Below are 24207 nucleotides of genomic sequence, written 5' to 3' on the forward strand. Positions count from 1 at the left end.
TGCTCCGGTCGCGAGGCGGCAGTCGGCCCCGGCCGGTCAGTCTGGCTCGTCGAGCAGGTCGTGCGGCGTCAGGAACCGCACCACCTGACCGCTGCCCGGCGCGATTTCGGCCGGGGTCTTGACGTCGAAGCCCGCGACCAGCAGCGCGCCGGTCGGATAATCGTCGAACCGAGGGTGGTCGGGTTGTTCCGCGACCAGCATATGGGCCAGTTCGGCGACCCCCGGATTGTGGCCGATCATCAGGATCGTGCCGGCCCCGGGCGTCACCGCCTGCAGCATGGCCAGCATTTCCTCGGGACCGGCGTGATAGAGTTCCTTGCGCAGATCCGGCTGGCCCGGCAGCTTCATGCCCTCCCAGGTCTCGCGGGTGCGGCGTGCGGAGGAACTGAGGACCCGATCCGGGTTCAGCTCTTCCTTGGCCAGCCAGGCGCCGATGGCCTTGGCGGCGCGCTTGCCGCGCTTGTTGATCGGGCGGTCGAAATCCGAAATCTCGGGGTTGACCCAACTCGATTTGGCGTGGCGAAGCAGAAGGACGTGCAGCATGTGGCTCCGTGACGGGCGCTCGGACTGTGGCGCGCCGGACCCGTGCCCGGCGCCGCCCCAAGCTTTGGGCGCTGAGGACGCTCCGGTCAAGGGCCGAGCGGCTTTTCGCCCCCCGGCGCCTGTCAGGGCTTCAGCCGCTGGGGATAGCGGATCAATGTGCCCGCACCGTGTTCGGTGAACAATTCCAGCAGACAGGCATTGGGCGCGCGACCGTCGAGAATGACCACGGCCCGTACCCCGCCCGAAACTGCCGCAAGCGCGGTTTCGGTCTTGGGGATCATGCCGCCCGCGATCACGCCGCTTGCGGTCATCTCCTGTACCTGATCCGGCGTCAGCTGGGTCACGACCTCGCCCGCGGCGTTCTTCACCCCCGCGACATCGGTCAGCAGCAGCAGGCGGTCGGCCTTCAGCGCAGCGGCAATGGCACCCGCGGCAGTGTCGCCGTTGACGTTGAAGGTCTCGCCGCCCCGGCCGGCGCCAAGCGGGGCGACCACCGGGATGATCTTGTGGGCGTGCATCTGGTGGATCAGTTCGGGCGAAACCTCGACCGGTTGGCCGACCAGGCCGAGCGCCGGATCGATCGGATCGCAGACCATCATGTTGGCGTCCTTGCCCGAGATCCCGACCGCGCGGCCACCCTGCTGGTTGATCGCCTGCACGATCCGCTTGTTGACGAGCCCCGAGAGAACCATCTCGACCACTTCCATCGTGGCCTCGTCTGTCACCCGCTTGCCGTTCACGAACTCGGACTTGATGTCGAGCTTCTGCAGCATCTCGTTGATCATCGGCCCGCCGCCGTGAACGATCACCGGGTGGACCCCCACCTGGTTCATCAGCACGATGTCGCGGGCAAAACTTGCCATCTGCTCGGCGTCGCCCATGGCATGGCCGCCGAACTTTATGACCACAGTGGCCCCGGCATAGCGCTGAAGATAGGGAAGCGCCTCGGAGAGGGTACGGGCGGTGGCAATCCAGTCGCGGTTCATCTTCTGTCTGATCATCCGGTTGGCTCGGGTTGTTCGGGGACCCTTGTTATGCCGAGGGTCCTGCTCTGCCAAGGGGCAATTGCTGCCCCAGCGATGGGTGGTTCAAATGGGCCTGCGAGGTAACCATTTGATGTCCAAAGAATTACCTGCCTGGCAGATCCATTTGCCGATGTCGGTGCGGCCCCAGGAACCGGACGGTTCAGGATCAGGCCATCCTGGCGATGATGCTGCGCAACATGGCGATCCCCTCGCCCTCTTCCGACGAGGTCAGGACGATCTCGGGATAGGCCGCGGGATGCGGCTGCAAGGCGCCGCGCACCTGCTCCAGCACCGCCTCGGTCTCGCCGCCGCGCAGCTTGTCGGCCTTGGTCAGCACGGCCTGGAACGGGACCGCCGCCTTGTCGAGAAGGCCGAGGATCTCGTCATCCACCGCCTTGATGCCGTGGCGGGCGTCGATCAGCACGAAGGCCCGGCGCAGGGTCGGCCGCCCCGACAGATAGGATTTCAGCAGCGCCTGCCAGCGCGCCACCACCGACAGCGGCGCCTTGGCAAAGCCATAGCCCGGCAGGTCGACCAGATAATGGCTGTCGGCGAGGGTGAAAAAGTTGACCTCCTGCGTCCGGCCCGGCGTGTTCGAGGCCCGCGCCAGCGCCTTGTGGCCGGTCAGCGCGTTGATCAGCGAAGATTTTCCCACGTTCGAGCGGCCGGCAAAGCACACCTCGATCCGGTCGGCGGGGGGCAGGCCCGACATCGCGACGACGCCCTTCAGAAACCCTGCGCCGCCGGCAAACAGACGGCGCCCGGCCTCCAGCGATGCCGCATCGGGTTGCTCGGCCAGTGGAAAGGGCAGCGTGTTCACAGGGCGGCCTCCAGCGCGTCGATATTGGCACCGCGGATCACGTCGAGGTGTTGCGAGATCATCTTAAGCGGCCAGTCCCACCATGCAACGCGCAAAAGCCGCTCGATTGTCTCGTCATCGAACCGGCGGCGCACCACACGGGCCGGATTGCCGGCGGCAAGCGCATAGGGCGGCACGTCGTGGGTGACCACCGAGCGGGCGGCGATGATGGCGCCGGGGCCGATCGTGACCCCGGGCATGATCATGGCCTCGGTGCCGATCCAGACATCCGCGCCGATCACCGTGTCGCCCTTGTGGCCCGCAGCCCAGGTGGCCGGATCGAAGCCGCGTTCCCAGCCTTTGCCGAAGATGTTGAACGGGAAGGTCGAAAAGCCCGTCATCGCGTGGGTAGCCCCGTTCATCATGATCTTGACGCCGGTCGCGATGGCAACGAAGCGGCCGATGATCAGCTTGTCGCCGATGAATTCGTAGTGATGCAGCACATTGCGGTCGAAAAAGGCGATCGGATCTTCCGGATCGTCGTAATAGCTGAACTCGCCAACTTCGACATTCGGGCGCGACCGGGCAAGCGGCTTCAGAAAGACGACGCGGCGCGAGCCCTCGAGCGGCTGCAGCGACATCGGCGAGGGGCCGGTCACGCCAGAACCTCGACACGATCGCCGAGCCGGACCGGTCCGCCGACCAGAACCCGCGCATAGACGCCGAAATCCTGGTGGCCGAAGGCCGCCTTCAGCGCACCGAGCGTGTCGGCATCCTCGCGCCCGGTCTCGGGGTTCACCTTGGTGGCGTTGCAACGCGTGATCCGCCGTTCGACCCGAAGCCGGACATCACCGATCCGGATCTCGCGGCCGATCCAGTCCCATTCGGCCCAGGGCGCGAATCCGTCGACCCAGAGGTTGCCGCGCCAGCGATGGATCGACAGCTCGTGGCCCATGCGCGCAGACAGATCGCGCAGCGATGCGCGGCTCAGCACGGCGAGATAGGGTTCGGAGACATCCGTCAACGCCGGCGCGCCCGCGGAAACCACCCGCGTCGCCGGCGGCCTGGTGTCGGGCCACATCGGGCGCACCCAGTCGAGGAGCGCCGCAGCGCCCTCTGCCGTGTCGGGTGCGATCTCGATGCTGCCGGCCTCGGGATGGGCCAGATGCACGGTTGTGCCGTCTTCGGACAGCCGGGCCCGCACCGCCATCAGCGGCGGCGAGGCGACCCCGCGCACGAAGTTGCGCTTGGGGTACCAGCCCTCGGGTTGACCGGGAAAGGCCGCCGCCTCGTGGGCGATGGCCCAATGCCGGTCACCGGGCAGGACCTGGCCTGCGGTCAGTTCGACCGACTCAAGCTCCTCCCGCCCGACCGACTTGATCGGGTGGCGACAGATATGGGCCAGACGTCCGGTCATCCCGTGCCCTCCCTCCGGCCCGCGCCCGTCATTTTGGGTCCGGCTTATTCTTGCGCCGGAAGCTCGACAGGATATTGCCGAACACATCGGGCTTGAACCCGTGCCGCCGCATGATCGTGTATTGCTGTGCGAAGGTCAGCGTGTTGTTGGTGATCCAGTAGAGCACCAGACCGCTGGCGAAGCTGCCCAGCATGAACATGAACACCCAGGGCATCCAGGCAAAGATCATCTGCTGCGCCGGGTCGGTCGGGGCCGGGTTCAGCTTCTGCTGCAGGAACATCGAGATGCCCAGAAGGATCGGCAGAATGCCCAGCGACAGGATCTGCAACGGGCCAAGGTCAGGCACGGCAAACGGAAGCAGCCCGAACAGGTTGACGATCGACGAGGGATCGGGCGCCGAGAGGTCGCGGATCCACAGGATCCATGGCGCCTGACGCAGTTCGATCGTGACGAAAATCACCTTGTAGAGCGAGAAGAAGATCGGGATCTGCAGAAGGACCGGCAAACAGCCCGAGGCGGGGTTCACCTTTTCCTTCTTGTAGAGCTCCATCATCTCTTTCTGGAGCTTCTGGCGGTCGTCGCCGGCCCGTTCCTTCAGCTGCTCCATCTGCGGCTGAAGTTCCTTCATCTTCGCCATCGAGGCATAGGACTTGTAGGCCAGCGGGAACAGGATCGCCTTGATGCAGAAGGTCAGCGCGATGATCGACCAGCCCATGTTGCCGAACAGGGTGTTGTTGAGGAAGTGCAGCACCCGGAAGATCGGCTTGGTGAGGAAGAAGAACCAGCCCCAGTCGATCGAATCGACGAAGCGGTAGACATCCTCGTGGTTCTGGTAGTCGCGGATGATCTCCCAGACCTTGGCGCCGGCAAAGACCCGCGTGGTCTGCGAGACGGTCTGGCCCGGCGCGATCTCGGCGGTCGGATAGACGGCCTGGGTCTGATAGATCTCGGAACTGGGCTGGTAGAGCATCACCTGCTTGACACCTTGATCCGCTTCGGGGATCAGCGTGGTCATCCAGTACTTGTCGGTGAACCCGATCCAGCCCTGCTGAACGCCGTCGATCGTCTTCGCCTGGGCGCCAAGGCTCGGGTCGAAGTCGAAATCTTCCATCTTGTTATATTTCACTTCACTGAGGCTGCCGTCGGCCATGGCGACGACGCCTTCGTGAAGGACAAAGAAATGCTGGACGTCGGGCAGCCCGTGGCGCGCGACAATGCCATAGGGGGCTGCGCGGCGCGTGGTGTCCGTGGGGTTCTCGACCGACTGGGTGACAGTGAACATGTAATTGTCGTCGACCGCGACATTGCGGCGGAATATCAGGCCCGAAGGACTGTCCCAGCGCAGCGTCAGCGGCGATTGCGGCGTCAGGACATCGCCTGCTTCGACAGTCCAGATCGTATCGGAACCGGGAACGTCGCCGACATCGAGCCCGCCGCCGGGGGCCCAGCCGAACAGCGAATAATACGCCTGCTCGCCGCCAACCGGGCGCAGCAACGTCACCTCGGGCGAATCTGGTTCCAGCGTCTCGCGGTAGTCCGTGAGCAGCAACTGGTCGATCCGGCCTCCGGCCAGCGAGATCGAACCGCTGAGCCGCGGCGTCTCGATCTTCAGGCGCGGAGCCTCGGCGACCGCGACGACATCGGCCGCCGGTGGCTGCGCGCCGGATCCCGCAGTTTGCGGCACAGCGGCACCTGCCGGAGCCTCGGCCGTGACAGCGGGCGGCTGACTCGTGTCGACTTCAGGCTGCTTGGGGGGGAACAGCACGAACCACACCAGGATCACGATAAAGCTGAGAGCCGTGGCGAGAATGAGATTCTTGTTCTGATCATCCATCAGGGGATCACCGACGTCCTTTTGTCCGGGTTCGCGGAGGTTCAAACGGTCGCGGGCCGAAACGTCAAGCGGATTCCCCCTTTTCCAACCGTGGCACGCAGGCGCGGCAGAGGTTGCGCGGCCGCTTCAGACGCCCGGCAGGCCGGTGCCCTCGGGCGCGCCGCGGTGGTCGCGTTCGGCTGCGAGCCATGCGCTGGTGTCGGCAAAGGACATTGGCCTTGCAAGGTGAAAGCCTTGCAGATGGGTGCATCCGAGCTGTTGCAACGTGGCAAGCTCGCCGCCCGTCTCGACCCCCTCGCCAAGGGTTTCAAGGCCAAGTTCGGCGGCCATGGACAGGATGGCGGCCACCATCCGCCGCTGGCCCGGATCGGAATCGACATGGGTCACAAAAGAGCGATCGATCTTGATCCGGCTGACCGCGAAGCGGCGGATATGCGCAATCGAGGCGTGCCCGGTTCCGAAATCGTCCAGATCGACCATGCAGCCCATTGTCGCGAGCCCCGCGATATTGCGGCCGATCGTGTCGTTGCCGGTCTCGGCCACGACGGTTTCGAGGATCTCGACCGCAAGCCGGTCTGCGGTCAGATCGAAGCGGTCGAGTTCCCAGCGGATGCGGTCGAGCAGGCGCGGATTTCTGAGTTCGGCGGCGGAAAAATTGATGCCGATCCTTGGCACGCGGTAGCCGGCCGCATCCCAGCGGCGCAGGGCGGTCAGCCCCTCGGTCAACATCACCTCGCCAAGGCGTTCAAGAAGGCCGGCGGCCTCGATCGTCTCCAGGAAATCGCCCGGAGGCAGCGTGCCGCGAACCGGGTGCTGCCAGCGAGCCAGCGCTTCGACCCCCGAGACCCGGCCGCTCTCGACCGCAATCTGGGGCTGGAACCAGGCCCGGATCTGACCGCGGTCAAAGGCCTTCAGGATGTCCTCGGCCATCCCGCTGCGCAATTGCAGGGCTTCGCGCATCTCGGGAGAATAGGCGCGGATCGACCCGCTGCCGGCGCGGCGTGCGTCGTCCATGGCGATCTCTGCGGCCTCGAGAATGACCTCGGGGCGGCGTTCGGGGGCGCGACGGGTCAGGCAGAACCCGACCGAGGCCGATATGTGCAGGGTTGCGGCGTCGAGAGCCATCGGCTCGGCAATCGCGGCCTGCAACCGTTCTGCCACCCGCACGCCGATCTCGACGCTGGCCTGACGGATCGGGCTGAGGCAGAGCGCGAAGCGGTGATCGATGAGACGGGCGGCAATATCGCCGGGGCGGACGACGGAATTGACCCGCTCGGCGGTCTGGCGGATCACCGCCTCGGCCCCGGCCGATCCCAGATTTTCGGAAAGTTCGGCGAAATCGTCGATCTGAACCACGAAGACGATGGTGGATTGCCCCCGGCCCTCGAAATTCTCGAGCACCTCGTTCAGTCGCGCCAGCAGCTGGGAGCGGGTGGCAAGGCCCGTCAGCCCGTCTTCGGGGGCGGCGCGGCGTTCGCGCGTGTCCCCCTTGCCAAGCAGCACGAGGGCCGGCAGCGACATCGCAAGGACCATCATGACCGCCTCGCCGCCCAGCCACTGACCGCCGAGCATGAAAGCCGGCACAAATGCCAGAGCCTGCGGCTGTGTTGCCGCATGAAATAGCCCCCGGCCTGCATGGCGGAAACGGCCGTCAAACCCGAACATCGGCATGGTTCCTCGTATTGACGCAACGGCGCCTGTCGCAGCCAAGCTATGAAAGACGACTCATCAGGGTCTTAACGTCCTGCCCCTGTTTGCCGTCAATTCGCGTCAAAACCCGTCGGATCCAAAAGGGCGCTGCGACCGGGGTCGCGCACCAGGCCCGCGAAATCGAACAGCGCGGGATCGAGAAGATGCGAGGGGCGCGCGTTCATCAGCGCCCGGAACATCTTTTGCCGTCGACCCGGGCTGGTCTTTTCCCAACCGTCGAGGATCGCCTTGACCTGCTGTCTCTGCAGCCCGTCCTGGCTGCCGCAGAGATCGCAGGGGATGATCGGATAGTTCATCGCGGCGGCAAATCGCGCGCAATCGGCCTCGGCCACATGGGCCAGCGGCCGATAGACGAAAACATCGCCCTCCTCGTTCACCAGCTTCGGCGGCATGGTGGCAAGCCGGCCGCCGTGAAACAGGTTCATGAAAAACGTCTCGAGGATGTCGTCCCGGTGGTGACCCAGCACCACCGCCGAGCAGCCCTCCTCACGCGCGATGCGATAGAGGTTGCCACGCCGCAGCCGCGAACAGAGCGCGCAATAGGTCCGCCCTGCCGGCACCTTGTCCATGACGATGGAATAGGTGTCCTGATATTCGATCCGGTGCGGCACGCCCATGCGGTCGAGGAATTCGGGCAGGACGGTTGCCGGAAACCCGGGCTGGCCCTGATCGAGATTGCAGGCCAGCAGCTCGACCGGCAGTAACCCGCGCCACTGCAATTCGTGCAGCACCGCAAGCAGCGTATAGCTGTCCTTGCCGCCCGACAGGCACACAAGCCAGCGCGCCCCGCGTTCGATCATGCCGTATTGCTCGATCGCCTCGCGCACGTCGCGCACGATCCGCTTGCGGAGCTTGCGGAACTCGGTGGTCGAGGGGGCGCCGTGGAACAGCGGATGGATATCGTCGAGATCGTCGAGCAAAGTTCTCTTTCCGGAAACGGTTCAGGGTGGATTGCGCGCCTTATGCCAGCTTGGCAGCCGCAGGCAAACAGCTTTGCAGGTTGGCCGGACGAAGGCACAATAGGGCATCCACAGCCGATCGGGGAGGGCCGCGCCATGGATTACGTGTTCTGTGTCAGAAGCATTCGCAACGGAGCGTTCAGCGACGAACCGGGGGCAAGCCATTTTCTGGCGGTGCCGGGCAATGTCGCGAACCCGGGGCCGCAACACCGGATCGCCAAGACGGCATGGCTGAAGAAGGTGCTGGAAGAGGCCGAGTCGGGCCTCGACAACGGGATGCCGCGCGGCGACATCGTGTTCTATGTGCATGGCTTCAACAACGATCAGACGACGATGCTGGCGCGCCAGCGCAAGATCCGCGCCGGGCTCGAGGCGCAGGGGTTCGCAGGCGTCGTGGTCAGCTTCGACTGGCCCTCGGCCAGTTCGGCGCTGAATTATCTGGAGGACCGGACCGATGCCAAGCAGACGGCATTGAAGCTGGTGGACGAGGGGATAAGGTCGTTTGCCGCGCTCCAACGCCCCGATTGCCGGATCAACCTGCATATCCTGGCCCATTCCATGGGCTGCTATGTGGTGCGCGAGGCCTTCGACGATGCCGACGACCGCCCAGGCATTGCCCGCCACAGCTGGTCGGTAAGTCAGGTGATCCTGGTCGCGGCCGATATCTCGCAGGGTTCGCTGGCGGCCGGAAACCCGAAAAGCTCGTCGCTCTATCGCCATAGCGTGCGGCTGACGAATTATTACAACCCGCTCGACAACGTGCTGTCGGTGTCGAACGTGAAGCGGGTCGGGGTGGCCCCGCGGGCCGGACGCATCGGCCTGCCGCCTCTGGTGCCCGGGACGGCGGTGAACGTCTATTGCGGCGCCTGCTACGAGGCCCACAAGGGCGAGTATGGCGGCGGCATCAACGCCGCCCATACCTGGTACTTCGACGATCCGCGGGTGCTGGAAGATGTCTGGCACACGGTGCGCGGCCACCTCGACCGCCACGAGATCCCGACCCGGGCGCTGACCGACAAGGGCAATCTGGCGCTCCGTCCCTAGGCCGTTCGGCCCCGGGGAATACAGAGCAAAGGCTCAATGGGGGGTGCGGTTCGGCGCGTCGTGGTCGTGGTCGGTTCCCGGAACGGGATCATATCCGCAACTGCCCCAGGGGTTGCAGCGGGCAATCCGTTTCAGCGCCATCCAGCCGCCGCGGATTGCCCCGTGGGTGCTGAGCGCCTGAAGCGCATAGGCCGAACAGGTCGGCTGATAACGGCAGTTGTACCCGACCCAGGGGCTGAAGATCAGCCGGTAGCCGCGAATCGGCAGGGCAAGGATCCAGGCGGCGGGGCTCATTGCGGGCCACGGCGGGCGGCGTGAACCCGTGCCAGCGCCTGCAGGAGATCGTCGTGCAGCGCCACAAAGGGACGTTCTGCGGTAACACCCGACTTGCCGATCAGCACATAGTCCCAGCCCGGCTGGCCCAGCGCGGGCAGCACCTCGCGCGCAATAGCCCGCAGCCGGCGCTTAGCTCGGTTGCGGGCAACGGCATTGCCGACCTTCTTGGAACAGGTAAAGCCGACCCTGACCATCGTCGGATCGGCTTCGTCGGGCCGGCGCTTGCGCGCCTGCAACAAAAATCCGGGCGTTCCGGCGCGTCCGGCACGGGCCGCTGCCAGAAAATCCGCACGCTTGGTCAGGGTGGCCATGGCGGCCGCCCCGGGCCTCACGCGCTCAGCGATTTCCGGCCGCGGGCGCGGCGAGCGTTCAGGATCTTGCGGCCGGCTTTGGTCGCCATACGGGCGCGAAAGCCGTGGCGGTGCTTGCGAACCAGGTTCGAGGGTTGAAAGGTGCGTTTCATCGCTCCGTCTCCGTCATGCAGCTGATTGGCCCAAATCCAGCGGCGGATTCGAAGGCTCGTGTAACTCGAAGCCCGGCCTTTACGGGGGAACCCGGACCGAGTCAATCGGCCCGCAGGCGATTTCCTGAAACATCCCTACCCTGCGATGCCGCCGGATGTTTCAATCCGCCCCCGGACCGGCTCTGTTATCGCCCCTTTGTCACGAAACCGCCAGCGCGCGTTCAAGCAGCCGTGAAGCCCCTGTCGCAGGCCGTCACAAGGCGGCATCTTCAATACATCCGACGCCGGGCGCCGTGCCCCGAAACCGAAAGCCGCCCCGCCCATGTGCGAACCCGTCGAGCCCTCCCGCAGTGCACCGCGTCCCGGGCCGAAGTCGGTTGTGCGGCGGATGCTGCCCTTTGGAGTGTTGATTGTCGTCGCGGTTACAGGGGCCATCCTGCTGCATGACAGGCTGAGCTTCGAAGCGCTGGCGAACCATCGCGAGGCGCTGATCCAGTTGCGCGATGCCCATTATCTGGCGGCAGTGACCCTGTTCATTGTCGCCTATGCCGCGATGGTGACCTTCAGCCTGCCGGGGGCAACGCTCGCGACATTGACGGGTGGCTATCTGTTCGGGGTATTCCCGGGCGTGTTGTTCAACGTCAGCGCGGCGACGCTGGGCGCAATCGCGCTGTTCTGCGCTGCGCGCCACGGGTTCGGCGACGCATTGGCGGCGCGGATGGACGCAACCGACGGTCGGGTGAAGCGGATCAAGCGCGGGATCGACGCAAACCAGTGGGAAATGCTGTTCCTGATCCGGCTGATGCCGCTGGTGCCGTTCTTCGTTGCAAACCTGATCCCGGCGCTGGTGGGGGTGCCGCTGGGCCGCTTTGCGATCACGACGTTCCTCGGCATCATCCCTGCGGCATTGGTCTATACCTCTGCGGGCTCCGGGCTTGGCCACGTGTTCACGGCCGGAGAGATGCCGGATCCCGGTCTTATCCTTACCGCGCCGGTTCTGTTGCCGATCCTCGGGCTTTGCCTTTTGGTCGCGCTTCCCATCGTTTTAAAATCGCGATTTTCACCGCGGGAGCCTTGAGATCATGGAACAGATTTCCTGCGACCTTTGCATCCTCGGGGCCGGTTCGGCGGGGCTGTCACTTGCCGCCGGCGCCGCCCAGATGGGTGCCAGCGTGGTGCTGCTCGAACGTGGCGCGATGGGGGGCGATTGCCTCAACACCGGGTGCGTTCCCTCAAAGGCGCTGATCGCGGCGGCAAACCGGGCGCAGGGCATCCGTGCCGGGGGCCTCGGCATCAAGGGGCAAGAGCCGTCCGTCAACTTCGCCGAGGTCATGGGCCACGTTCGCGGCGCCATCGCCACCATCGCGCCGCATGACAGCCAAGAGCGGTTCGAAGGCCTCGGGGTGCGGGTGATCCGGGCACATGGCCGGTTCGTGGCACCTGACCGGGTCGAGACCAAAGCCTGTGCTATCACGGCCCGCCGCTTTGTCATCGCCACCGGCTCGTCGCCCGCGGTTCCGCCGGTTCCGGGGCTGCCCGACGCACCCTATCTGACCAACGAGACGCTGTTCGACCTGCAGGCGCTGCCCGAACACCTGATAATACTGGGCGGAGGGCCTGTGGGCCTGGAGATGGCGCAGGCATTCCGCCGGCTTGGCGCACGGGTGACGGTGATCGAGGCCGCGCGCGCGCTTGGCCGCGAGGATCCCGACCTGGCGGTGCCGCTGACCGATGCGCTGCGGGCCGAGGGGATCGAGATCCTGGAACAGACATTGGTGGAACGGGTGCGGACACTGACGGGCGAGGTCGTGGCCGAGACCTCGGGCGGGCCGGTTGCCGGCAGCCATCTGCTGGTCGCCGCGGGCCGGGTCCCGAATACCGGCGATCTGGGGCTCGATACGGCGGGGATCCGCCACGACCGCCGCGGCATCACGGTCGACGCGGGCCTGCGCACCACCAATCGGCGCGTCTATGCCATCGGCGATGTCGCGGGTCAGGGCCAGTTCACCCATCTGGCGGGCTATCACGCCTCGGTCATAGCCCGCAGCATCCTGTTCGGTCTGCCCGCAAAGGCGCGGCACGATCACATCCCCCGCGTTACCTATACCGACCCCGAACTGGCGCAGATCGGCCCGACCGAGGCCGAGGCGCGCGCGCAGCATGGCGCGCGGCTTGAGGTTCTGCGCGTCCCCTTTGGCGGCAATGACCGCGCCGTGGCACAGGACACGACCGCGGGACAGCTCAAGCTGATGGTGCTGCGTGGGCGCCCCGTCGGCGTCTCGATCCTCGGGCCCGACGCGGGCGAACTGATTGCCCCATGGGCACTGGTTCTGGCCAACCGGCTGAAGCTCAAGGCAGTGTCGGACACGGTGCTGCCCTATCCGACGCTGGGCGAGATCAACAAGCGCGCGGCGGGGGCCTATTTCTCGCCGCGTCTCTTTGATAGTCCTCTGGTGAAGAAGGTGGTGGCTTTCGTCCAGCGCCATATCCCCTGAGGTCCGCCCACCCCATGTTCCTCAATTCGCTCTCCGGTCGATTCCTGCTGTTGACGGCGGCCTTCGTGATGCTGGCCGAAGTGCTGATCTTCGTGCCCTCGATCGCCCGGTACCGCGAGGATTTCCTGCTGTCGCGACTGGAGCGGGCCCAGATTGCCTCGCTGGCGCTGCTGGCCACCGACGGGATGATCGACGACAAGCTCGAGGCCGAATTGCTGGAGAACGCAGGCGTGCTGAACGTGGTGCTCAGGCGCGACGAGATGCGCCAGCTCATGCTCTCCTCGCCGATCCCGGCGCCGATCCACGCCACCTTCGATCTGCGCGACGCCGGCGCCTTCGAACTGATCCGCGATGCGCTGGCCTGTCTGCTCGACCCGCGGGATCAGGTGATCCGGGTGATCGGCAATCCGGTGCAGAGCGCCGGTCTGCTGATCGAGGTTACGATGAAGACCGACGAGATGCGCGACGAGATGGTGCGCTATGGCCTGCGCATCCTGCTGCTGTCGGCAGTGATTTCCGGCGTCACGGCGCTGTTGCTGTTCCTGTCGGTGCGCCGGCTGCTGGTGACGCCGATCCACCGGGTGGTGGCTGCGATGCAAAGCTATGCCGCCGCCCCCGAGGATGCGCGCCGGATCATCGTCCCGACCGCCAAGGTGCTGGAACTGCGCGAGGCCGAGGACGCGCTGCAGAGCCTGCAAAAGGATCTGACCGGTGCGCTGCGACAAAAGGAACGGCTGGCCCAGCTTGGCGCCGCGGTGGCCAAGATCAGCCACGATCTGCGCAATATCCTGACCACGGCGCAGCTGTTCGCCGACCGGATGGATCAAAGCCAGGACCCGGCGGTGCAACGTGCGGCACCGAAACTCGTCGCCTCGATCTCGCGCGCCGTGTCGCTGTGCGAATCGACCCTCGCCTTCGGCAAGGCCGAGGAACCCGCACCGCAACTGAAACACATCGCCCTCGCCCCGATCATCCACGACGTGATCGAGAACGAACGCCTCGCCGCACAATCCGACGACATCAGTTTCGCCGAGGATGTGCCGGCCGGCCTGTTCCTGCGCGCCGATCCCGAACAGCTGCACCGGGTGATCTCGAACCTGGTGCGCAACGCCCGCCAGGCGATAGCGGCAACCGGCAAGGAGGGCGAAGTCTGCGTCGGGGCCGACGAGAGCGACCAGGGCTGGACGCTGACCGTCACCGACACCGGCCCCGGCCTGCCACCCAAGGCGCGGGAATACCTGTTCCAGCCGTTCCAGGGCGGCACCCGCAAGGGCGGCTCGGGCCTCGGCCTCGCGATCTCGGCCGATCTGGTGCGCGGCCACGGCGGCAAGCTGGATCTGCTGCGCACCGGACCCGACGGCACGGCCTTTGCCATCTTCCTTCCGAAGGCGGTGGTTTCGCCCGATGACGCGCAAATCTGAATTTGCCCCTTGCATCCCCCTCTATGGGAAGCTATCTGACCGCCTCACGCGCTGGTAGCTCAGTTGGATAGAGTACTTGACTACGAATCAAGGGGTCGGGGGTTCGAATCCTCCCCAGCGCGCCACAATTCTCGATCAGAAGATCCCGATAACTGCCTGAAATTCCTAATTTAATTTTGGAATTTCGGCGGTTATGTGGCGAGACGAGCATCGGCTTCCCGCAACAATTCCCGCATTTTTCCCGCAACATGTGTTCTGACGGAATCGTCGGTCTGCGGTTGCAAGATGGCAGCACGGCCGACAGGGTGCTGTTGTCGAAAAGGTTCGCGGTGCCGTGGCCCAACGGTCCCGACTCGAGCCGGCAGAAGGGCGCAGAATGATCGACCGGCATCGCAACGCCAAAAGCTCCGACCGGGAGCCTGCCGAGCCCGAGGTCGAGCTTCCTGAGGATCGGCCCGACACCGGGAGCCCGGGAATCTGGGGGCGGGTGATCTTGATTCTGTCCTGCATTTACTTCGCGGCCAAGATCCTCGCCATTTTCCACTGAGTTGCCGCCATTCCCCACATAGGGTGCCTTCGGGCGCCCTTTTTCGTTTGCAGCCTTCAGTTCCCCAAATGGCGCGCGTCTTGTTCCGATTTGGCCCACCTAACTCGTCGACGTCTTCATTGGGGGCAAGGCGCGAAGAATGGCGTTCGTTGAAGCGGCCGAAGTGGCCGAAGTGGCCGAGCTTCCATCGTCATGGGAAACCTTCTTAACCTTGGACGGGACTCCTCTTGCGGGATTGTTGCGGGATTGGCATTATGTCGCAGAATATGCGGCGGTGCCGCCCATTTTTCCTTGGAAACCATGCGAAAGCCCGTGCAATGGCGAGTAGGTATCCCGGCGTAACGCTCGACCGTGGCCGATATTACTTCGTGAAGAGGGTTCCTCGGGAATTTTCCGGATTGGTTCTGGGCGCGAATGGAAAGCCTGTAAGTCAGGTCAGACACGCTTTGCGCACCGATTCCTTGCTGGAAGCCAACCGCAAGGCGGCCGAGGTCGAGCGCGAGATTCTGGCCGAGTGGGAAGCGCTTGCGGCCGGTCGGACGGCGGACGCGCATCGGCACTATGAGGCGGCGCGCAAGCTGGCCGCGGCGCGCGGCTTCCATTACATGCCAACGGCAGCGCTCGCGAGTTCCGACATAGACGAAATCGTTTCGCGGCTTCTCGCCCTGGCAAAGTCCGGCGGTGAGATCGCGGCCCCCGAAGTCCGGGCCGCACTTCTCGGCAACGTCGCCGAGGTTGCGCCGACCTTCGAGCAGGTTTTCGACGATTGGCGGGAAATGACCCGAACGGACCGTGCCGGCAAATCGGCGGCGCAGGCGCAGCGGTGGGAACGATCGCGCCGGCAGGCAATTGAGAGCTTCAACGCCGTTATCGCCAAAGATCTTCGCTTTCCTAGCAGCCCCTTGCCGGTGAACAAGATTGAGCGCGCGCACGCGCTGGCCTATCGCGAATGGTGGTCGAAGCGGATCGAGGCGGACGGCCTGACGGCCTCGGCCGCCAACCGGAATATCGGATACCTGTCGCGCATCCTGTCCGAGTGGTCGAAGCTGAAAGATCGCGAGATCGACAACCCGTTCGCCGGCCTGCGCCTCAAGGGTCGGGGTGACAATCGCACGCCGCCATTCTCGACGGAATGGATCGAGGACAAGCTTCTGGCGCCCGACGCTTTCGACGCCCTGAATGACGAAGCGCGCGACGTGCTGTTGATGATGGTCAACACCGGCCTGCGACCCTCAGAAATCACCGACGCCCCGCCCGCCGACTTCATGGTCGACGCCCCGATCCCGTTCTTTCGCGTCGCGCCGCATGGGCGCGAATTGAAGGTCGAGCACACCGAACGGGATATTCCGCTGACCGGCGTGTCGCTGGACGCCGCGAAGCGGATCGCCGAGCGCGGTGGCATCAAGAGGTATGCGCACAAGTCGAACGGCTGGTCGGCGGCGGTCTCAAAGCACCTGCGAGCGCACAACCTGCGCGAGACGGATCGGCATACGCCCTACTCGCTGCGCCACGCCCTCGAAGATCGGCTCCTTGAGGCCGGGATCGACGATCGCGTGCGCGCCGACATTCTCGGGCACCGCTATGCCCGGCCGAGATATGGGGAGGGCGGTGCGCTTAAGGGGCGTCTTGCTGCGCTTAGGAAGGTCGCGCTTCCGGATGCGGGCGACGACGATGCCATCGGCGACTAGGCCACGTCCGCTCTGATCGCCAGCACGCGCGCCAGTGCGTCCCGGTCACTCTTGCGACGTCTCGCTTCCTCTTCAAGCCGCTGGAACAACGGCAAGGCGTAGTGATCGCCCTCCTGAATGATGCGCGCGGCAATCCGCATCGCGCGGCCGAGGTCTTCATCCGAAGCCATGGATCACGCGACCGAAAAGGTTGCCTTGATGTTGTATCCTGCAAGCTTGTTGCGAAGCGTCGGGGCCGTGATCCCGAGGATATCCGCCGCCCTGGCGCGATTTCCTCCGGTCACATTGAGCGCGTGAACGATCACGGCGCGCTCGGCCTCCTTGATGATTTCCGCAAGCGCCCGGCCTTCGAGCTCAAGCGTAATGCACTCCCGATCGGTCCGCGCCTGTCCTGTGGTAGTCATTCCTTTGCCGTCCTTGCCAGTGAGAGGGAAGCACCACCAACCCCAAGCACAGGGTTAGACTTCGCAGTACATTCCCGCAACATTAAATCGAGCAACTTTGCGGAAAATACTATCATACAATGGTAGATCGTAGCGTAACCTTGAAAAGGTGACGTTACGTGGCGCAGAATGACACACACTTAGGAAAATATTCTTCCTTTTCCGACTCGGTTTGAGTATCCATTCCCGCAACAGATCCATGTAGACCGGACGCAACCCGACACATCGGAGGTTGCGGACATGCCAGTGACGGCACTTGCGGGGGGCACCTCTCTCGCGCACTTCAAGTTTTCCAACGCACGTCTTCTGACGTTCGTCTGCCAGATGGAATCGGCCGAACAACGCCGAGTCCATCTTTCCGTGGCGTCCGGGCTGGACCCGGCCGATCTGGCGCTTGCGATCGCCGCGGCCGTCGAGGCCGATTTCGCCACGCGCAACCCGCACGCGGACGTGCCGAGCCATGTCGCGACCGATGCCGGCCGCGAGTTCGTGCTCGGGCAGTTGGTGCCGCTGATCTCGCCGTTCCGGAGTTTCGTGCAATGACCGGGCGCGCGGTCGATGCCCGCCTGTCATCCCTGCGGCGCCCGCGCCTTCTGGTTCAGGCGGCCCGGCATGTCGTCGCCGAGGATCGCCGCCCCCGCCATCCCCTCACGGCCGCCCTTGAGATCGAAGCCGAGTGCGAGGACCGCCGCCGCGCCGGTGATCCGCTCTATTCCTCCCAAGTGCACGTCCTTGCCGTCGCAGACGTGATCCGCGCCGCCGCGTCCACGCGCGCCGATGGGCCTGCCGCGCTGTCCGTGATCCCCGGGGGGCTTGCGTGATGGCCGCGAAATTCCCCGTCCCGAACCGCCTCGCGGTGCCGGTTGTCCCGGCCGAATTTGCCGGATGGAAGGTCTGCCTTCCCGAGATCCGGGGCGAAGGGCTCCGACTGCGCGGTTACTCGCGCCACGTCACGGCGAAATGGAACCGCGCCGCCGAGGCCCGCAACCACGCCGCGGCCGAGTCCGCCCGCAACGCCCTGCTGAAAGTCTTTCACGCCCACGGCGCCGCCATGGCGCGCGCCCGGGGCGACCGTGCCAGCACGAAGCGGCGCCTCGAATTGATGCTCCATTTTCAGGCGAGGGAAGCGTGATGCCTGACCTTCGGATCAAGCCCACCTGGATCGAAAGCTATTTGCGGCACGTCGCCGGGGGCGAGGGCATCCGCGAGATCTCCCGCGCGACCGGCGTCCATCCGTCGACCGTGTTGCGCCGGGTCCGGCTTTGCGAGGATCTGCAAACCAGTCCGGAATGGTCGCTGGTGTTCGAAGCGCTGATCCGGGCGGCGCAGGCGCCGGCGAACGGCTTGCCGCGCGGGTATGGGCGCGACGTCCTGTTGCAGATGCTCGGAACGTCGATCGCAGACATGGGCGAGGCACTTGACGCCGTGCGCCATGCCGGTGCCGGCGCCGAGATCATCGTGTCGGATCAATACGCGCGTGCGGCGATCATGGCACGCGGCAAAACCTGCGGCGGGGTCGAAAAGCCCGTGGCGCTCGCGATGGTCCTTCTCGGCCTCGCCGCCGGCGCCGGGGCCGTAGGCGGGATTGCCCGGCTCGTCCTGACGGAAGCGGCGGCAAGTGTCGTCGTCGGGCGTCCGGCCCGCGCCGCGCCCGTTCCACCGTGCCACGCCGCCCAGCGCCGCACCGGGTTCCGGCGCTGGCCCGAGGGGGCCGAGCGGCTGCGCGCGCAACTCCCGAGCCGATTGACACATGAACAGCGCGCCGAGGCGTTCCGTCTGGCCGAGGCGTTCGCGCTCGACCCCGAAGACGCCGAGCGGACATTCCCGCGCGACGTTCTCGGCCGGGATCTGTCGACGGTGCTCAAACGCTACATCGTCGCCGGCGACGGGCTTGAGGAAATCGAGAAGTCCGAGGGTTGGCCCTGCCGGTCGGCAAAGCTCGTGCTCGCGATCGCCCTCGATCGCCTCGCCGCCTGGCGGTTGGCGCAATGAATGCCCCGGCAAAGCGCGCCTGCATGGTCTGCGGCCGGGCCGAGGCGCCGTGCTTCCTCGGCTGGCCGGGCTTTGCGGCGGCGCATCCGAAGCCAATTCGCGACATGCGCGCGCGCCACGTCGCGGCGTGCCGCAAGGCGGCCGAGGCCGGACAGCCCGCGCCGAAAGGTCCAGCCGACCGGCTGCGGATCTGCGCGTTCGGTGCCGAGTGCGAGGCGCAGGCAATCGCCCGGATCGAGCGTGCCGCCGGCGCGCCCTATCCCTTCACACCGCAGAACAAGCCGCTTGCGCCCCGCGTCGCCGAGATCCTCGGCCGACCCTCTGCGCCCGAGCGCCGCCCCGTTCCCAAAGGTCCCCAACCTGCGCCCCGGCAGGGCGCGCTTCTGTGAGGTTTCCCATGTCTGACGCTTCGCAACTCCCCGATCACCTGACGCCCACGGCAATCTGGACCGGCGGCGGGTTTCTCGACTTCGCCGACCCGCGCCCCGAGGCGATCCGGCTTGCCGACATTGCCGTCGGTCTTGCCATGAAACCGCGATGGGGCGGCCTTCTGCGCGATGCCTATTCGGTCGCCGAGCATTCGATCGCCGTCGCCCGCGTGGCGCGCCAGATCGCCCCGCCGGCGATGGATCTCGACCGGCTCGGGCTGCTGGCGCTGATGCACGACGCAACCGAAGCCTTCATGTCGGACGTCTCGACCCCGCTCAAACGGCTTTGCCCCGATTATCGCGAAATCGAGCACCGGCTCGACGCCGTGATCGCCCGCCGCTTCGGCCTGACCGAAACCGTCGATCCCGAGACCCTGTGCGACATGCGCATGATCGTTCGCGACGCCGACAGGATCGCGCTGTCGTCGGAATGGCATGAGTTCGGCCCGCGCGGCGTCGCGCTTCCCGGCGTCCCCGCGCCCCAGCGAACTGGGGTCTTCCGGTGTCGCTATGACGCCGCCTGGTCCTTCGTGACCTTCGCCGCCGAATGGGGGCTCGCCGCGGAACGGGACGCCGCCCTGCGCGCGCTTTGGGAGGTCTCACGATGACACCCCTTCCCGCCGACGTCTTCGATCTCTGGGCGACCCTGTTCGGGCAGCGCGCCGTCGCGGCGCTGTTTGTCCGGCTGTCGCCCGTATCCCACAAATTCCAGCCGCGGAGGTCCTGACATGGCAGCCCGTCCCGCCGTTTCCGTCACGCCGAAGGGCGCAATCCTTCTGGCAATCGGTTCTCACGACATGCTCACGCCCGGCGAGGCGGCGCGCCTTGCCTCGGACCTGATGCAAGCCGCCGTCGAGGCATCGGGCGTGCGCCCGCCCGATCTGTTCACCGCGAAAGCCGAAGAACCGATCGAGTTCCGATCCCGCCGCACGCCCGGCTGGGTGCGGATCGGGGAATGTGTCGACGCCTTCCGCGCCGGCTGCGTGTGATCCCATGGCGCTGTCCGACGACGTGAAAGCGGCGGTCTCGCTGTGGGCCGAGGCCGACAGGGTTGTGACATGGGACCGGCACAAATCCGCGCCGGACCGCGGCGACTGGTGGGCGCCATGCCCGCTGCACGGCGAGGACACGGCGTCGTTTCACGTCACCGAAAAGGGCGGCAAGGGCGGGGTCTTCCACTGCTTCGGCTGCGGCGCGAAGGGCAGCGTGATCGACTTCGTGATGGCCCGCGACGGGCTCGGCTTTGTCGAGGCGGTCAAGCATCTGTCCGACGGCGAGGGGTTGGCGCGCAAGCCTGACCCCGAGCGCGCCCGCCGACTCGAGTCCGAGCGCCGCGCCCGGCGCGCGGCGGCCGAGGCTGCGGCGGGACGCGAGGCGCGCCGCCGGCTCGATCTGGCCTGGACGATCTGGCGCGCGGCCTCGGCCGACGATCCCCGCCTTGCCGCCTATCTGGCGGGCCGTGGCGTCCGGCTCGATCCGATCGGCGGCGTGCCGCCCTCGCTGCGGTTGCACGCCGATCTGACGGCCTTCTCGCCCTCGGGCGAGGTCCTTCACCGCGGCCCCGCAATGGTCGCGTTCATCGGCCGGCGCCGGTTCTTCGGCGTGCACCGGACATGGGTCGACGGCCCGGCCCGGGCGCGCGATGCGGCCGGCCGCAAGGTGCCGAAACAGATGCTTGGCCTGACCGGCGAGATTTTTGGGCAGCCGATCATGCTGACGCCCGGCGGTGGCGATCTGATGATCGTCGGCGAGGGGATCGAGACGACGCTTGCCGGGCTGTCGGCATGGCGGCTGCGCTTTCCCGCGGCGCAGGTCTCGGCCGAATGCGCCATGACGCTCGGCGCGCTCGCCGGCCCCGAGGATCACGCGCACCGCCCCGGAAGGCCCGGCCGAAGCGGCAAGCCGTTGCCGTCGCCGCGCCCCGATTTCAGCGCCGCCCGACCCGGATGGCTGCCGCCAGAAGGCACCGCCGAGGCGATCATTCTCGCCGATCCGTCGACGAAATGCCCCGAAACCGCCCGGCTCCATGCGGAGCGGGCGCAAGCGAAAACCGCCCGCCACGTCCGCCGGGTGCGCCTCGCCGTCCCGCGTGGGCGGTGGGATCACGACGACGATTTCGCGGACCTTGCCAAGCTTGGAGAGTTTTAAATGGGAACCCACGTGTTTCACAGACCGATCCCGCGCGCGGCCGGAACCGACTGGCGCGCCTTGACGGGCTATCCTCCGGAACGGCTTGAGGCGGCAAGAAAATGTCTCGAAATCGCGGCACGGCTTCTCGATCGGGAGGCCGATTGCCGCCGCCGTGGCTGGAACGCCGAGGCCGATCTTTGCAGCGAACTTGCCGGGCTCTGCGGCGATCTTGGCGACAGGATCGTCGGTGTTCGGGGGCGCGGCCAATGACGGCGCTCGTCGATCTGTTGGGGGTCGATCCGCTCGGCTTCCCCTGCATTCCGGCGGGCAACCTCGGCGCTGCATTCGCGCGGGCCGACAAGCCCGTGATGGCGCCGCGGACCTGTGCGACGGGGTTCGAGCCCGAGACGCCGGGCGCGCTGGCGGCCTTGCTGCGGCATGATCCGGACCGCGAGGAATGGGTGCAATTCGTGATGCGCCGGCGGCATCTGTGGGGCGAGGCGACGTTCGTCGCCCCGCGCCACGGGGTCTGCGCCCCGTACATTCCCGACACGCCGGCACCGGCGGCAGCCGTCCTTCTGCTGTCCGCGCTGCTGTTCGTCGCCCTGTTGCGTCGCGGGGTGCGTCATGGGTAAGCGATCGAGCTTTGCGCGACGCCCGCGCGACTTCTATCCGACCCCGCTCGACGCGATCCGGCCACTTTGCCCGTGGCTGCCGCGTGGCGCGCGATATGTCGAGCCCTGCGCCGGCGCCGGCGATCTGGTCGCCGGCCTGCGAGCGCTACGCCCGGACGTCCGGTGCGTCCATGCCTCCGACATTGAACCGAAGGCGCCCGGCATTGGCCGGGCGGATCTCGGCGCGCCGATGCCGCTCGCCGATGTTGATTTCTTCATCACGAATGGCCCATGGCCACGGCCGGGCGGCTTTGGCGAGCCGGTGCTCGGGCAGATCCGGCATTTCACGGCCTTCCGGCCTGTGTGGCTGTTGCTGGCAAGCGACTTCGCGTTCAACGGATATTTCGGCGAGGTCGAAGCGATTTGCCGGACGATCGTCGCCGTCGGCCGCGTGTCATGGGAGGGCAACGGGCAGGCCGGAAAGGAAAACGCGGCGTGGTATCTGTTCGACGCCGCACACCGCGACGGCCCGTCCTTCAAGGGGCGATCGCCTGACCATGCGGCACGGCTCGACGGGGGTCCGGCATGACGGATTTCCGCAACCTTCCACTTCCGGCGTTTCCGGTCGGCGCGACACTCTGTTCCGGCATCGGAGCGCCGGAAGAAGCCTGCCCTGAAATCGACTGGCGGTTTGCGTCCGAGATCGCAGTATTTCCCCGGGCTGTCCTGATGCAGCGTTTCGGGTTCTCCGACCCGGCCGGGCACAATCAGGGCGAGCGCCTGTTGTGGGGCGACATGGCCGGGGTAAGCCCCGAGACATTCCGCGCGCACGGCTTGCCGCTGCCCGACGTCCTGGTCGCCGGGACGCCCTGTCAGGCGTTTTCGCTCGCCGGGCACCGCGCCGGGCTCGACGATCCGCGCGGCAACCTTACCCTGAAATACGTGGAAATCTGCCATGCCATCCAAGACGCAAAACCCGACGGGCGACTCTTCACGGTCTGGGAAAACGTGCCCGGCGTCCTCTCTGACCGGACAAACGCCTTCGGCTGTTTGCTGGCCGGACTCGTCGGCGGCGACGAACCATTGCGAACACCTGACGGCAAGAGCTGGCCCGGTGCGGGCATGGTTGCCGGGCCGCGCGGGCGCGCCGCGTGGATTGTTCGCGACGCTCAACGTTTCGGATGCGCCCAACGCCGCCGCCGCGTGTTCCTTGTCGCAAGTCTTGGAGACGGGCCAGATCCCGCCGCAGTACTATTTGAGCGCGACGGCCTGCGCGGGGATTCTGAGGCGCGCCGAACGGCGCGGAAAGCGGCTGCATCCGCTGTTGCGCGCGGCGCTGGAATCGGTCGCGAGATCGGCCCCGCCGGCGTGATCTCGACGTCCGGCGAGGTTTCGCACTGCCTCAATGCTGGCGGAATGGGGCGGATCGGCCTGGAATCCGAAACGATGGTCGCGTTTTCATCGAAGGATTACGGCGCCGATGCGCACGAAACGCTTGCACCGACGCTGCGGGCTGGCGGGCATACGTCGAGCCATGCAAACGCCGGGATTCCGCCGGCGATTGCCGGTGTCATCCCCTTCGATACAACGCAGGTCACAAGTCCGATCAACCGGACGCGAACAGTTCCCGACGCGCCCTGTCACACCCTTGCATCGGGAGGGCATCCACCGGCCGTCTCCTATTCTGCAACGGTCTCGCCTACATTGCGGGCTGGCGGAAACCGCACCGGCGGCGACCGTCCGCCCGGCACCGACGTCGATACGTGCGATTCCCTGATCGTTGAGGCGCCCCATTTTTTCGTCCGCCGCCTGATGCCGGTCGAATGTCACAGGCTGCAAGGCTTTCCCGACGATCATTGCGCAATCGAGTGGCGCGGAAAGGTTGCGCCGGACGGGTTGCAATACAAGGCATTGGGCAATTCGATGGCGGTCCCGGTGATGCGCTGGATTCTCGCCCGCGCGCTCGGTTTGCCGCATGAGCTCCGGCCCTTCACCGGCGGGCCGGTGTGACGTGGGCCGGCGTGAGAGGATCGCGGCGAAGATCGCCGCCCGCACCGTCTGCGTCGCGGAAACCGGGTGCCTTGTCTGGACCGGGCCGACGTCCGGCGGCGGCCGGGGCGGCGGGTATCCGAGGATGAGCATGGACGGCGCGACGGTCGCCGTTCACCGCGCGAACTGGATCAACGAAAACGGGATCATCCCGCCCGGCAAGCAACTGGACCACGTTTGCCGCAACAGGCTTTGCGTCGCGGTTGAACACCTTGAGCTGGTGACGCCGCGCGAGAACTGCCGCCGCCGCGAGGCTGCGAAGGGGTAGGA

At 66.3% G+C, this 24207-nt stretch carries 34 protein-coding genes and 1 tRNA gene; 21 read left to right on the forward strand and 14 right to left on the reverse strand.

The window, feature by feature from the left end:
- Positions 1-36: 36 nt before the first annotated feature.
- The 8 genes from DQG17_RS18200 to ttcA form a co-directional block, all read right to left on the reverse strand.
- Positions 37-543 carry a histidine phosphatase family protein gene (locus DQG17_RS18200; RefSeq protein WP_116134298.1) on the reverse strand — a complete coding sequence of 169 codons (507 nt, stop codon included), beginning with the start codon at positions 541-543 and terminating at the stop codon, positions 37-39.
- A 122-nt stretch (positions 544-665) separates the two neighbouring features.
- Entirely contained in the window at positions 666-1544 is an 879-nt protein-coding gene (gene argB / locus DQG17_RS18205; RefSeq protein ID WP_116134299.1) for an acetylglutamate kinase, read from the reverse strand.
- Between the two features lie 190 nt (positions 1545-1734).
- A complete protein-coding gene (yihA, locus tag DQG17_RS18210) occupies positions 1735-2388 on the reverse strand; it encodes a ribosome biogenesis GTP-binding protein YihA/YsxC (RefSeq protein ID WP_116134300.1) in 654 nt (217 codons plus the stop codon).
- The gene (locus DQG17_RS18215) at positions 2385-3008 is read right to left on the reverse strand and encodes a CatB-related O-acetyltransferase (protein WP_116134301.1); all 624 of its coding nucleotides are present in this window, start codon (positions 3006-3008) and stop codon (positions 2385-2387) included. The genes yihA and DQG17_RS18215 overlap by 4 nt, the downstream gene beginning before the upstream one ends.
- 14 nt (positions 3009-3022) lie before the next feature.
- The gene (locus DQG17_RS18220) at positions 3023-3784 is read right to left on the reverse strand and encodes an MOSC domain-containing protein (RefSeq protein ID WP_116134302.1); all 762 of its coding nucleotides are present in this window, start codon (positions 3782-3784) and stop codon (positions 3023-3025) included.
- 28 nt (positions 3785-3812) lie between these two features.
- Positions 3813-5618, reverse strand: coding sequence for a membrane protein insertase YidC (gene yidC, locus DQG17_RS18225; protein WP_116134303.1), 1806 nt, complete (start codon positions 5616-5618; stop codon positions 3813-3815).
- A gap of 126 nt (positions 5619-5744) precedes the next feature.
- Positions 5745-7283, reverse strand: coding sequence for a bifunctional diguanylate cyclase/phosphodiesterase (locus DQG17_RS18230; protein WP_116134415.1), 1539 nt, complete (start codon positions 7281-7283; stop codon positions 5745-5747).
- A gap of 95 nt (positions 7284-7378) precedes the next feature.
- Entirely contained in the window at positions 7379-8248 is an 870-nt protein-coding gene (gene ttcA / locus DQG17_RS18235) for a tRNA 2-thiocytidine(32) synthetase TtcA (protein WP_116134304.1), read from the reverse strand.
- Positions 8249-8383: 135 nt separating this feature from the next.
- Between ttcA and DQG17_RS18240 the strand changes: the two genes are divergently transcribed.
- Positions 8384-9331: an alpha/beta hydrolase gene (locus DQG17_RS18240; protein ID WP_116134305.1), complete on the forward strand. Its 948-nt coding sequence runs from the start codon at positions 8384-8386 to the stop codon at positions 9329-9331.
- A 33-nt stretch (positions 9332-9364) separates the two neighbouring features.
- Here the strand turns inward: DQG17_RS18240 and yidD are convergent, their stop codons facing one another.
- Genes yidD through rpmH form a run of 3 tightly spaced genes read right to left on the reverse strand, consistent with a single transcriptional unit; the run spans position 9365 to position 10130 of the window.
- On the reverse strand, positions 9365-9625 hold the full coding sequence (yidD, locus tag DQG17_RS18245) for a membrane protein insertion efficiency factor YidD (protein WP_116134306.1): 261 nt from the start codon (positions 9623-9625) through the stop codon (positions 9365-9367).
- Positions 9622-9978, reverse strand: a complete 357-nt coding sequence (gene rnpA, locus DQG17_RS18250) for a ribonuclease P protein component (protein ID WP_116134307.1) — start codon at positions 9976-9978, stop codon at positions 9622-9624. Before rnpA ends, yidD begins: the two co-directional genes overlap by 4 nt.
- A 17-nt stretch (positions 9979-9995) precedes the next feature.
- A complete protein-coding gene (gene rpmH / locus DQG17_RS18255) occupies positions 9996-10130 on the reverse strand; it encodes a 50S ribosomal protein L34 (RefSeq protein WP_104020418.1) in 135 nt (44 codons plus the stop codon).
- 388 nt (positions 10131-10518) lie between these two features.
- Between rpmH and DQG17_RS18260 the strand changes: the two genes are divergently transcribed.
- The 7 genes from DQG17_RS18260 to DQG17_RS18280 all read left to right on the forward strand — a co-directional run bounded on the left by DQG17_RS18260 (position 10519) and on the right by DQG17_RS18280 (position 16281).
- Positions 10519-11208 (forward strand): TVP38/TMEM64 family protein, encoded by a 690-nt coding sequence (locus tag DQG17_RS18260; RefSeq protein WP_369908077.1) that lies wholly within the window; start codon positions 10519-10521, stop codon positions 11206-11208.
- Positions 11209-11212: 4 nt separating this feature from the next.
- Entirely contained in the window at positions 11213-12625 is a 1413-nt protein-coding gene (locus tag DQG17_RS18265) for an NAD(P)/FAD-dependent oxidoreductase (protein ID WP_116134309.1), read from the forward strand.
- Positions 12626-12639: 14 nt separating this feature from the next.
- On the forward strand, positions 12640-14046 hold the full coding sequence (locus tag DQG17_RS18270; protein ID WP_116134310.1) for a HAMP domain-containing sensor histidine kinase: 1407 nt from the start codon (positions 12640-12642) through the stop codon (positions 14044-14046).
- Positions 14047-14094: 48 nt separating this feature from the next.
- Positions 14095-14171: transfer RNA gene (locus DQG17_RS18275), tRNA-Arg, on the forward strand.
- Between the two features lie 251 nt (positions 14172-14422).
- Entirely contained in the window at positions 14423-14593 is a 171-nt protein-coding gene (locus DQG17_RS21735; RefSeq protein WP_157973659.1) for a hypothetical protein, read from the forward strand.
- Between the two features lie 139 nt (positions 14594-14732).
- Positions 14733-14921 (forward strand): hypothetical protein, encoded by a 189-nt coding sequence (locus tag DQG17_RS21740; protein ID WP_157973660.1) that lies wholly within the window; start codon positions 14733-14735, stop codon positions 14919-14921.
- Positions 14911-16281 carry a DUF6538 domain-containing protein gene (locus DQG17_RS18280; RefSeq protein WP_369908079.1) on the forward strand — a complete coding sequence of 457 codons (1371 nt, stop codon included), beginning with the start codon at positions 14911-14913 and terminating at the stop codon, positions 16279-16281. Before DQG17_RS21740 ends, DQG17_RS18280 begins: the two co-directional genes overlap by 11 nt.
- Here the strand turns inward: DQG17_RS18280 and DQG17_RS21745 are convergent.
- Both DQG17_RS21745 and DQG17_RS18285 read right to left on the reverse strand, forming a co-directional pair.
- On the reverse strand, positions 16278-16451 hold the full coding sequence (locus tag DQG17_RS21745; protein ID WP_157973662.1) for a hypothetical protein: 174 nt from the start codon (positions 16449-16451) through the stop codon (positions 16278-16280). The two genes, DQG17_RS18280 and DQG17_RS21745, sit on opposite strands and share 4 nt — an antisense overlap.
- A 3-nt stretch (positions 16452-16454) precedes the next feature.
- Entirely contained in the window at positions 16455-16685 is a 231-nt protein-coding gene (locus DQG17_RS18285; RefSeq protein ID WP_116134312.1) for a helix-turn-helix domain-containing protein, read from the reverse strand.
- Between the two features lie 285 nt (positions 16686-16970).
- Between DQG17_RS18285 and DQG17_RS18290 the strand changes: the two genes are divergently transcribed.
- A complete protein-coding gene (locus DQG17_RS18290) occupies positions 16971-17267 on the forward strand; it encodes a hypothetical protein (RefSeq protein ID WP_157973663.1) in 297 nt (98 codons plus the stop codon).
- A 26-nt stretch (positions 17268-17293) separates the two neighbouring features.
- On the opposite strand, the gene DQG17_RS21750 is transcribed toward DQG17_RS18290, so the two are convergent.
- The gene (locus tag DQG17_RS21750; protein WP_157973664.1) at positions 17294-17446 is read right to left on the reverse strand and encodes a hypothetical protein; all 153 of its coding nucleotides are present in this window, start codon (positions 17444-17446) and stop codon (positions 17294-17296) included.
- A gap of 98 nt (positions 17447-17544) precedes the next feature.
- Here DQG17_RS21750 and DQG17_RS18300 point away from each other — a divergent pair, with 98 nt between their 5' ends.
- The 12 genes from DQG17_RS18300 to DQG17_RS21880 all read left to right on the forward strand — a co-directional run bounded on the left by DQG17_RS18300 (position 17545) and on the right by DQG17_RS21880 (position 24205).
- On the forward strand, positions 17545-17856 hold the full coding sequence (locus DQG17_RS18300) for a hypothetical protein (RefSeq protein WP_116134315.1): 312 nt from the start codon (positions 17545-17547) through the stop codon (positions 17854-17856).
- Complete coding sequence (locus tag DQG17_RS18305) at positions 17856-18716, forward strand: DUF6456 domain-containing protein (protein ID WP_116134316.1); 861 nt, start codon at positions 17856-17858, stop codon at positions 18714-18716. Before DQG17_RS18300 ends, DQG17_RS18305 begins: the two co-directional genes overlap by 1 nt.
- Positions 18713-19105, forward strand: a complete 393-nt coding sequence (locus tag DQG17_RS18310) for a hypothetical protein (protein WP_116134317.1) — start codon at positions 18713-18715, stop codon at positions 19103-19105. Before DQG17_RS18305 ends, DQG17_RS18310 begins: the two co-directional genes overlap by 4 nt.
- 8 nt (positions 19106-19113) lie before the next feature.
- On the forward strand, positions 19114-19752 hold the full coding sequence (locus DQG17_RS18315; protein ID WP_116134318.1) for a YfbR-like 5'-deoxynucleotidase: 639 nt from the start codon (positions 19114-19116) through the stop codon (positions 19750-19752).
- A complete protein-coding gene (locus tag DQG17_RS22085; RefSeq protein WP_255415672.1) occupies positions 19749-19871 on the forward strand; it encodes a hypothetical protein in 123 nt (40 codons plus the stop codon). The genes DQG17_RS18315 and DQG17_RS22085 overlap by 4 nt, the downstream gene beginning before the upstream one ends.
- A gap of 1 nt (position 19872) precedes the next feature.
- On the forward strand, positions 19873-20133 hold the full coding sequence (locus DQG17_RS18320) for a hypothetical protein (RefSeq protein ID WP_116134319.1): 261 nt from the start codon (positions 19873-19875) through the stop codon (positions 20131-20133).
- A 4-nt stretch (positions 20134-20137) separates the two neighbouring features.
- Positions 20138-21292 carry a CHC2 zinc finger domain-containing protein gene (locus tag DQG17_RS18325; protein ID WP_116134320.1) on the forward strand — a complete coding sequence of 385 codons (1155 nt, stop codon included), beginning with the start codon at positions 20138-20140 and terminating at the stop codon, positions 21290-21292.
- Positions 21293-21544: a hypothetical protein gene (locus tag DQG17_RS18330; RefSeq protein ID WP_116134321.1), complete on the forward strand. Its 252-nt coding sequence runs from the start codon at positions 21293-21295 to the stop codon at positions 21542-21544.
- Complete coding sequence (locus DQG17_RS18335; protein ID WP_116134322.1) at positions 21541-21909, forward strand: hypothetical protein; 369 nt, start codon at positions 21541-21543, stop codon at positions 21907-21909. Before DQG17_RS18330 ends, DQG17_RS18335 begins: the two co-directional genes overlap by 4 nt.
- Entirely contained in the window at positions 21902-22477 is a 576-nt protein-coding gene (locus tag DQG17_RS18340; RefSeq protein ID WP_116134323.1) for a class I SAM-dependent methyltransferase, read from the forward strand. The genes DQG17_RS18335 and DQG17_RS18340 overlap by 8 nt, the downstream gene beginning before the upstream one ends.
- Positions 22474-23898 (forward strand): DNA cytosine methyltransferase, encoded by a 1425-nt coding sequence (locus DQG17_RS18345; RefSeq protein WP_116134324.1) that lies wholly within the window; start codon positions 22474-22476, stop codon positions 23896-23898. The genes DQG17_RS18340 and DQG17_RS18345 overlap by 4 nt, the downstream gene beginning before the upstream one ends.
- Positions 23899-24028: 130 nt before the next feature.
- The gene (locus DQG17_RS21880; RefSeq protein ID WP_198666191.1) at positions 24029-24205 is read left to right on the forward strand and encodes an HNH endonuclease signature motif containing protein; all 177 of its coding nucleotides are present in this window, start codon (positions 24029-24031) and stop codon (positions 24203-24205) included.
- The last annotated feature ends 2 nt before the right edge of the window (positions 24206-24207 follow it).

Source organism: Tropicimonas sp. IMCC34043, from assembly GCF_003390845.1.
In the GTDB taxonomy this organism is placed as follows: Bacteria; Pseudomonadota; Alphaproteobacteria; order Rhodobacterales; family Rhodobacteraceae; genus Tropicimonas.

Coding starts and splice junctions, on each gene's coding strand:
- DQG17_RS18320 (WP_116134319.1), top strand. CDS start 19,873: ATGGCAGCCCGTCCCGCCGTTTCCGTCACGCCGAAGGGCGCAATCCTT.
- DQG17_RS18260 (WP_369908077.1), top strand. CDS start 10,519: ATGCTGCCCTTTGGAGTGTTGATTGTCGTCGCGGTTACAGGGGCCATC.
- yidD (WP_116134306.1), bottom strand. CDS start 9,625: ATGAGCCCCGCCGCCTGGATCCTTGCCCTGCCGATTCGCGGCTACCGG.
- DQG17_RS18330 (WP_116134321.1), top strand. CDS start 21,293: ATGGGAACCCACGTGTTTCACAGACCGATCCCGCGCGCGGCCGGAACC.
- DQG17_RS22085 (WP_255415672.1), top strand. CDS start 19,749: ATGACACCCCTTCCCGCCGACGTCTTCGATCTCTGGGCGACCCTGTTC.
- DQG17_RS18300 (WP_116134315.1), top strand. CDS start 17,545: ATGGCCGCGAAATTCCCCGTCCCGAACCGCCTCGCGGTGCCGGTTGTC.
- DQG17_RS21880 (WP_198666191.1), top strand. CDS start 24,029: ATGGACGGCGCGACGGTCGCCGTTCACCGCGCGAACTGGATCAACGAA.
- DQG17_RS18270 (WP_116134310.1), top strand. CDS start 12,640: ATGTTCCTCAATTCGCTCTCCGGTCGATTCCTGCTGTTGACGGCGGCC.
- DQG17_RS18200 (WP_116134298.1), bottom strand. CDS start 543: ATGCTGCACGTCCTTCTGCTTCGCCACGCCAAATCGAGTTGGGTCAAC.
- DQG17_RS18220 (WP_116134302.1), bottom strand. CDS start 3,784: ATGACCGGACGTCTGGCCCATATCTGTCGCCACCCGATCAAGTCGGTC.
- DQG17_RS21745 (WP_157973662.1), bottom strand. CDS start 16,451: ATGGCTTCGGATGAAGACCTCGGCCGCGCGATGCGGATTGCCGCGCGC.
- yidC (WP_116134303.1), bottom strand. CDS start 5,618: ATGGATGATCAGAACAAGAATCTCATTCTCGCCACGGCTCTCAGCTTT.
- DQG17_RS18305 (WP_116134316.1), top strand. CDS start 17,856: ATGCCTGACCTTCGGATCAAGCCCACCTGGATCGAAAGCTATTTGCGG.
- DQG17_RS18240 (WP_116134305.1), top strand. CDS start 8,384: ATGGATTACGTGTTCTGTGTCAGAAGCATTCGCAACGGAGCGTTCAGC.
- DQG17_RS18340 (WP_116134323.1), top strand. CDS start 21,902: ATGGGTAAGCGATCGAGCTTTGCGCGACGCCCGCGCGACTTCTATCCG.
- DQG17_RS18215 (WP_116134301.1), bottom strand. CDS start 3,008: ATGTCGCTGCAGCCGCTCGAGGGCTCGCGCCGCGTCGTCTTTCTGAAG.
- DQG17_RS18335 (WP_116134322.1), top strand. CDS start 21,541: ATGACGGCGCTCGTCGATCTGTTGGGGGTCGATCCGCTCGGCTTCCCC.
- DQG17_RS18265 (WP_116134309.1), top strand. CDS start 11,213: ATGGAACAGATTTCCTGCGACCTTTGCATCCTCGGGGCCGGTTCGGCG.
- DQG17_RS21735 (WP_157973659.1), top strand. CDS start 14,423: ATGATCGACCGGCATCGCAACGCCAAAAGCTCCGACCGGGAGCCTGCC.
- DQG17_RS21740 (WP_157973660.1), top strand. CDS start 14,733: ATGGCGTTCGTTGAAGCGGCCGAAGTGGCCGAAGTGGCCGAGCTTCCA.
- DQG17_RS18325 (WP_116134320.1), top strand. CDS start 20,138: ATGGCGCTGTCCGACGACGTGAAAGCGGCGGTCTCGCTGTGGGCCGAG.
- rnpA (WP_116134307.1), bottom strand. CDS start 9,978: ATGGCCACCCTGACCAAGCGTGCGGATTTTCTGGCAGCGGCCCGTGCC.
- DQG17_RS18280 (WP_369908079.1), top strand. CDS start 14,911: ATGGCGAGTAGGTATCCCGGCGTAACGCTCGACCGTGGCCGATATTAC.
- rpmH (WP_104020418.1), bottom strand. CDS start 10,130: ATGAAACGCACCTTTCAACCCTCGAACCTGGTTCGCAAGCACCGCCAC.
- DQG17_RS18285 (WP_116134312.1), bottom strand. CDS start 16,685: ATGACTACCACAGGACAGGCGCGGACCGATCGGGAGTGCATTACGCTT.
- DQG17_RS18315 (WP_116134318.1), top strand. CDS start 19,114: ATGTCTGACGCTTCGCAACTCCCCGATCACCTGACGCCCACGGCAATC.
- argB (WP_116134299.1), bottom strand. CDS start 1,544: ATGATCAGACAGAAGATGAACCGCGACTGGATTGCCACCGCCCGTACC.
- DQG17_RS18345 (WP_116134324.1), top strand. CDS start 22,474: ATGACGGATTTCCGCAACCTTCCACTTCCGGCGTTTCCGGTCGGCGCG.
- DQG17_RS18230 (WP_116134415.1), bottom strand. CDS start 7,283: ATGTTCGGGTTTGACGGCCGTTTCCGCCATGCAGGCCGGGGGCTATTT.
- DQG17_RS18310 (WP_116134317.1), top strand. CDS start 18,713: ATGAATGCCCCGGCAAAGCGCGCCTGCATGGTCTGCGGCCGGGCCGAG.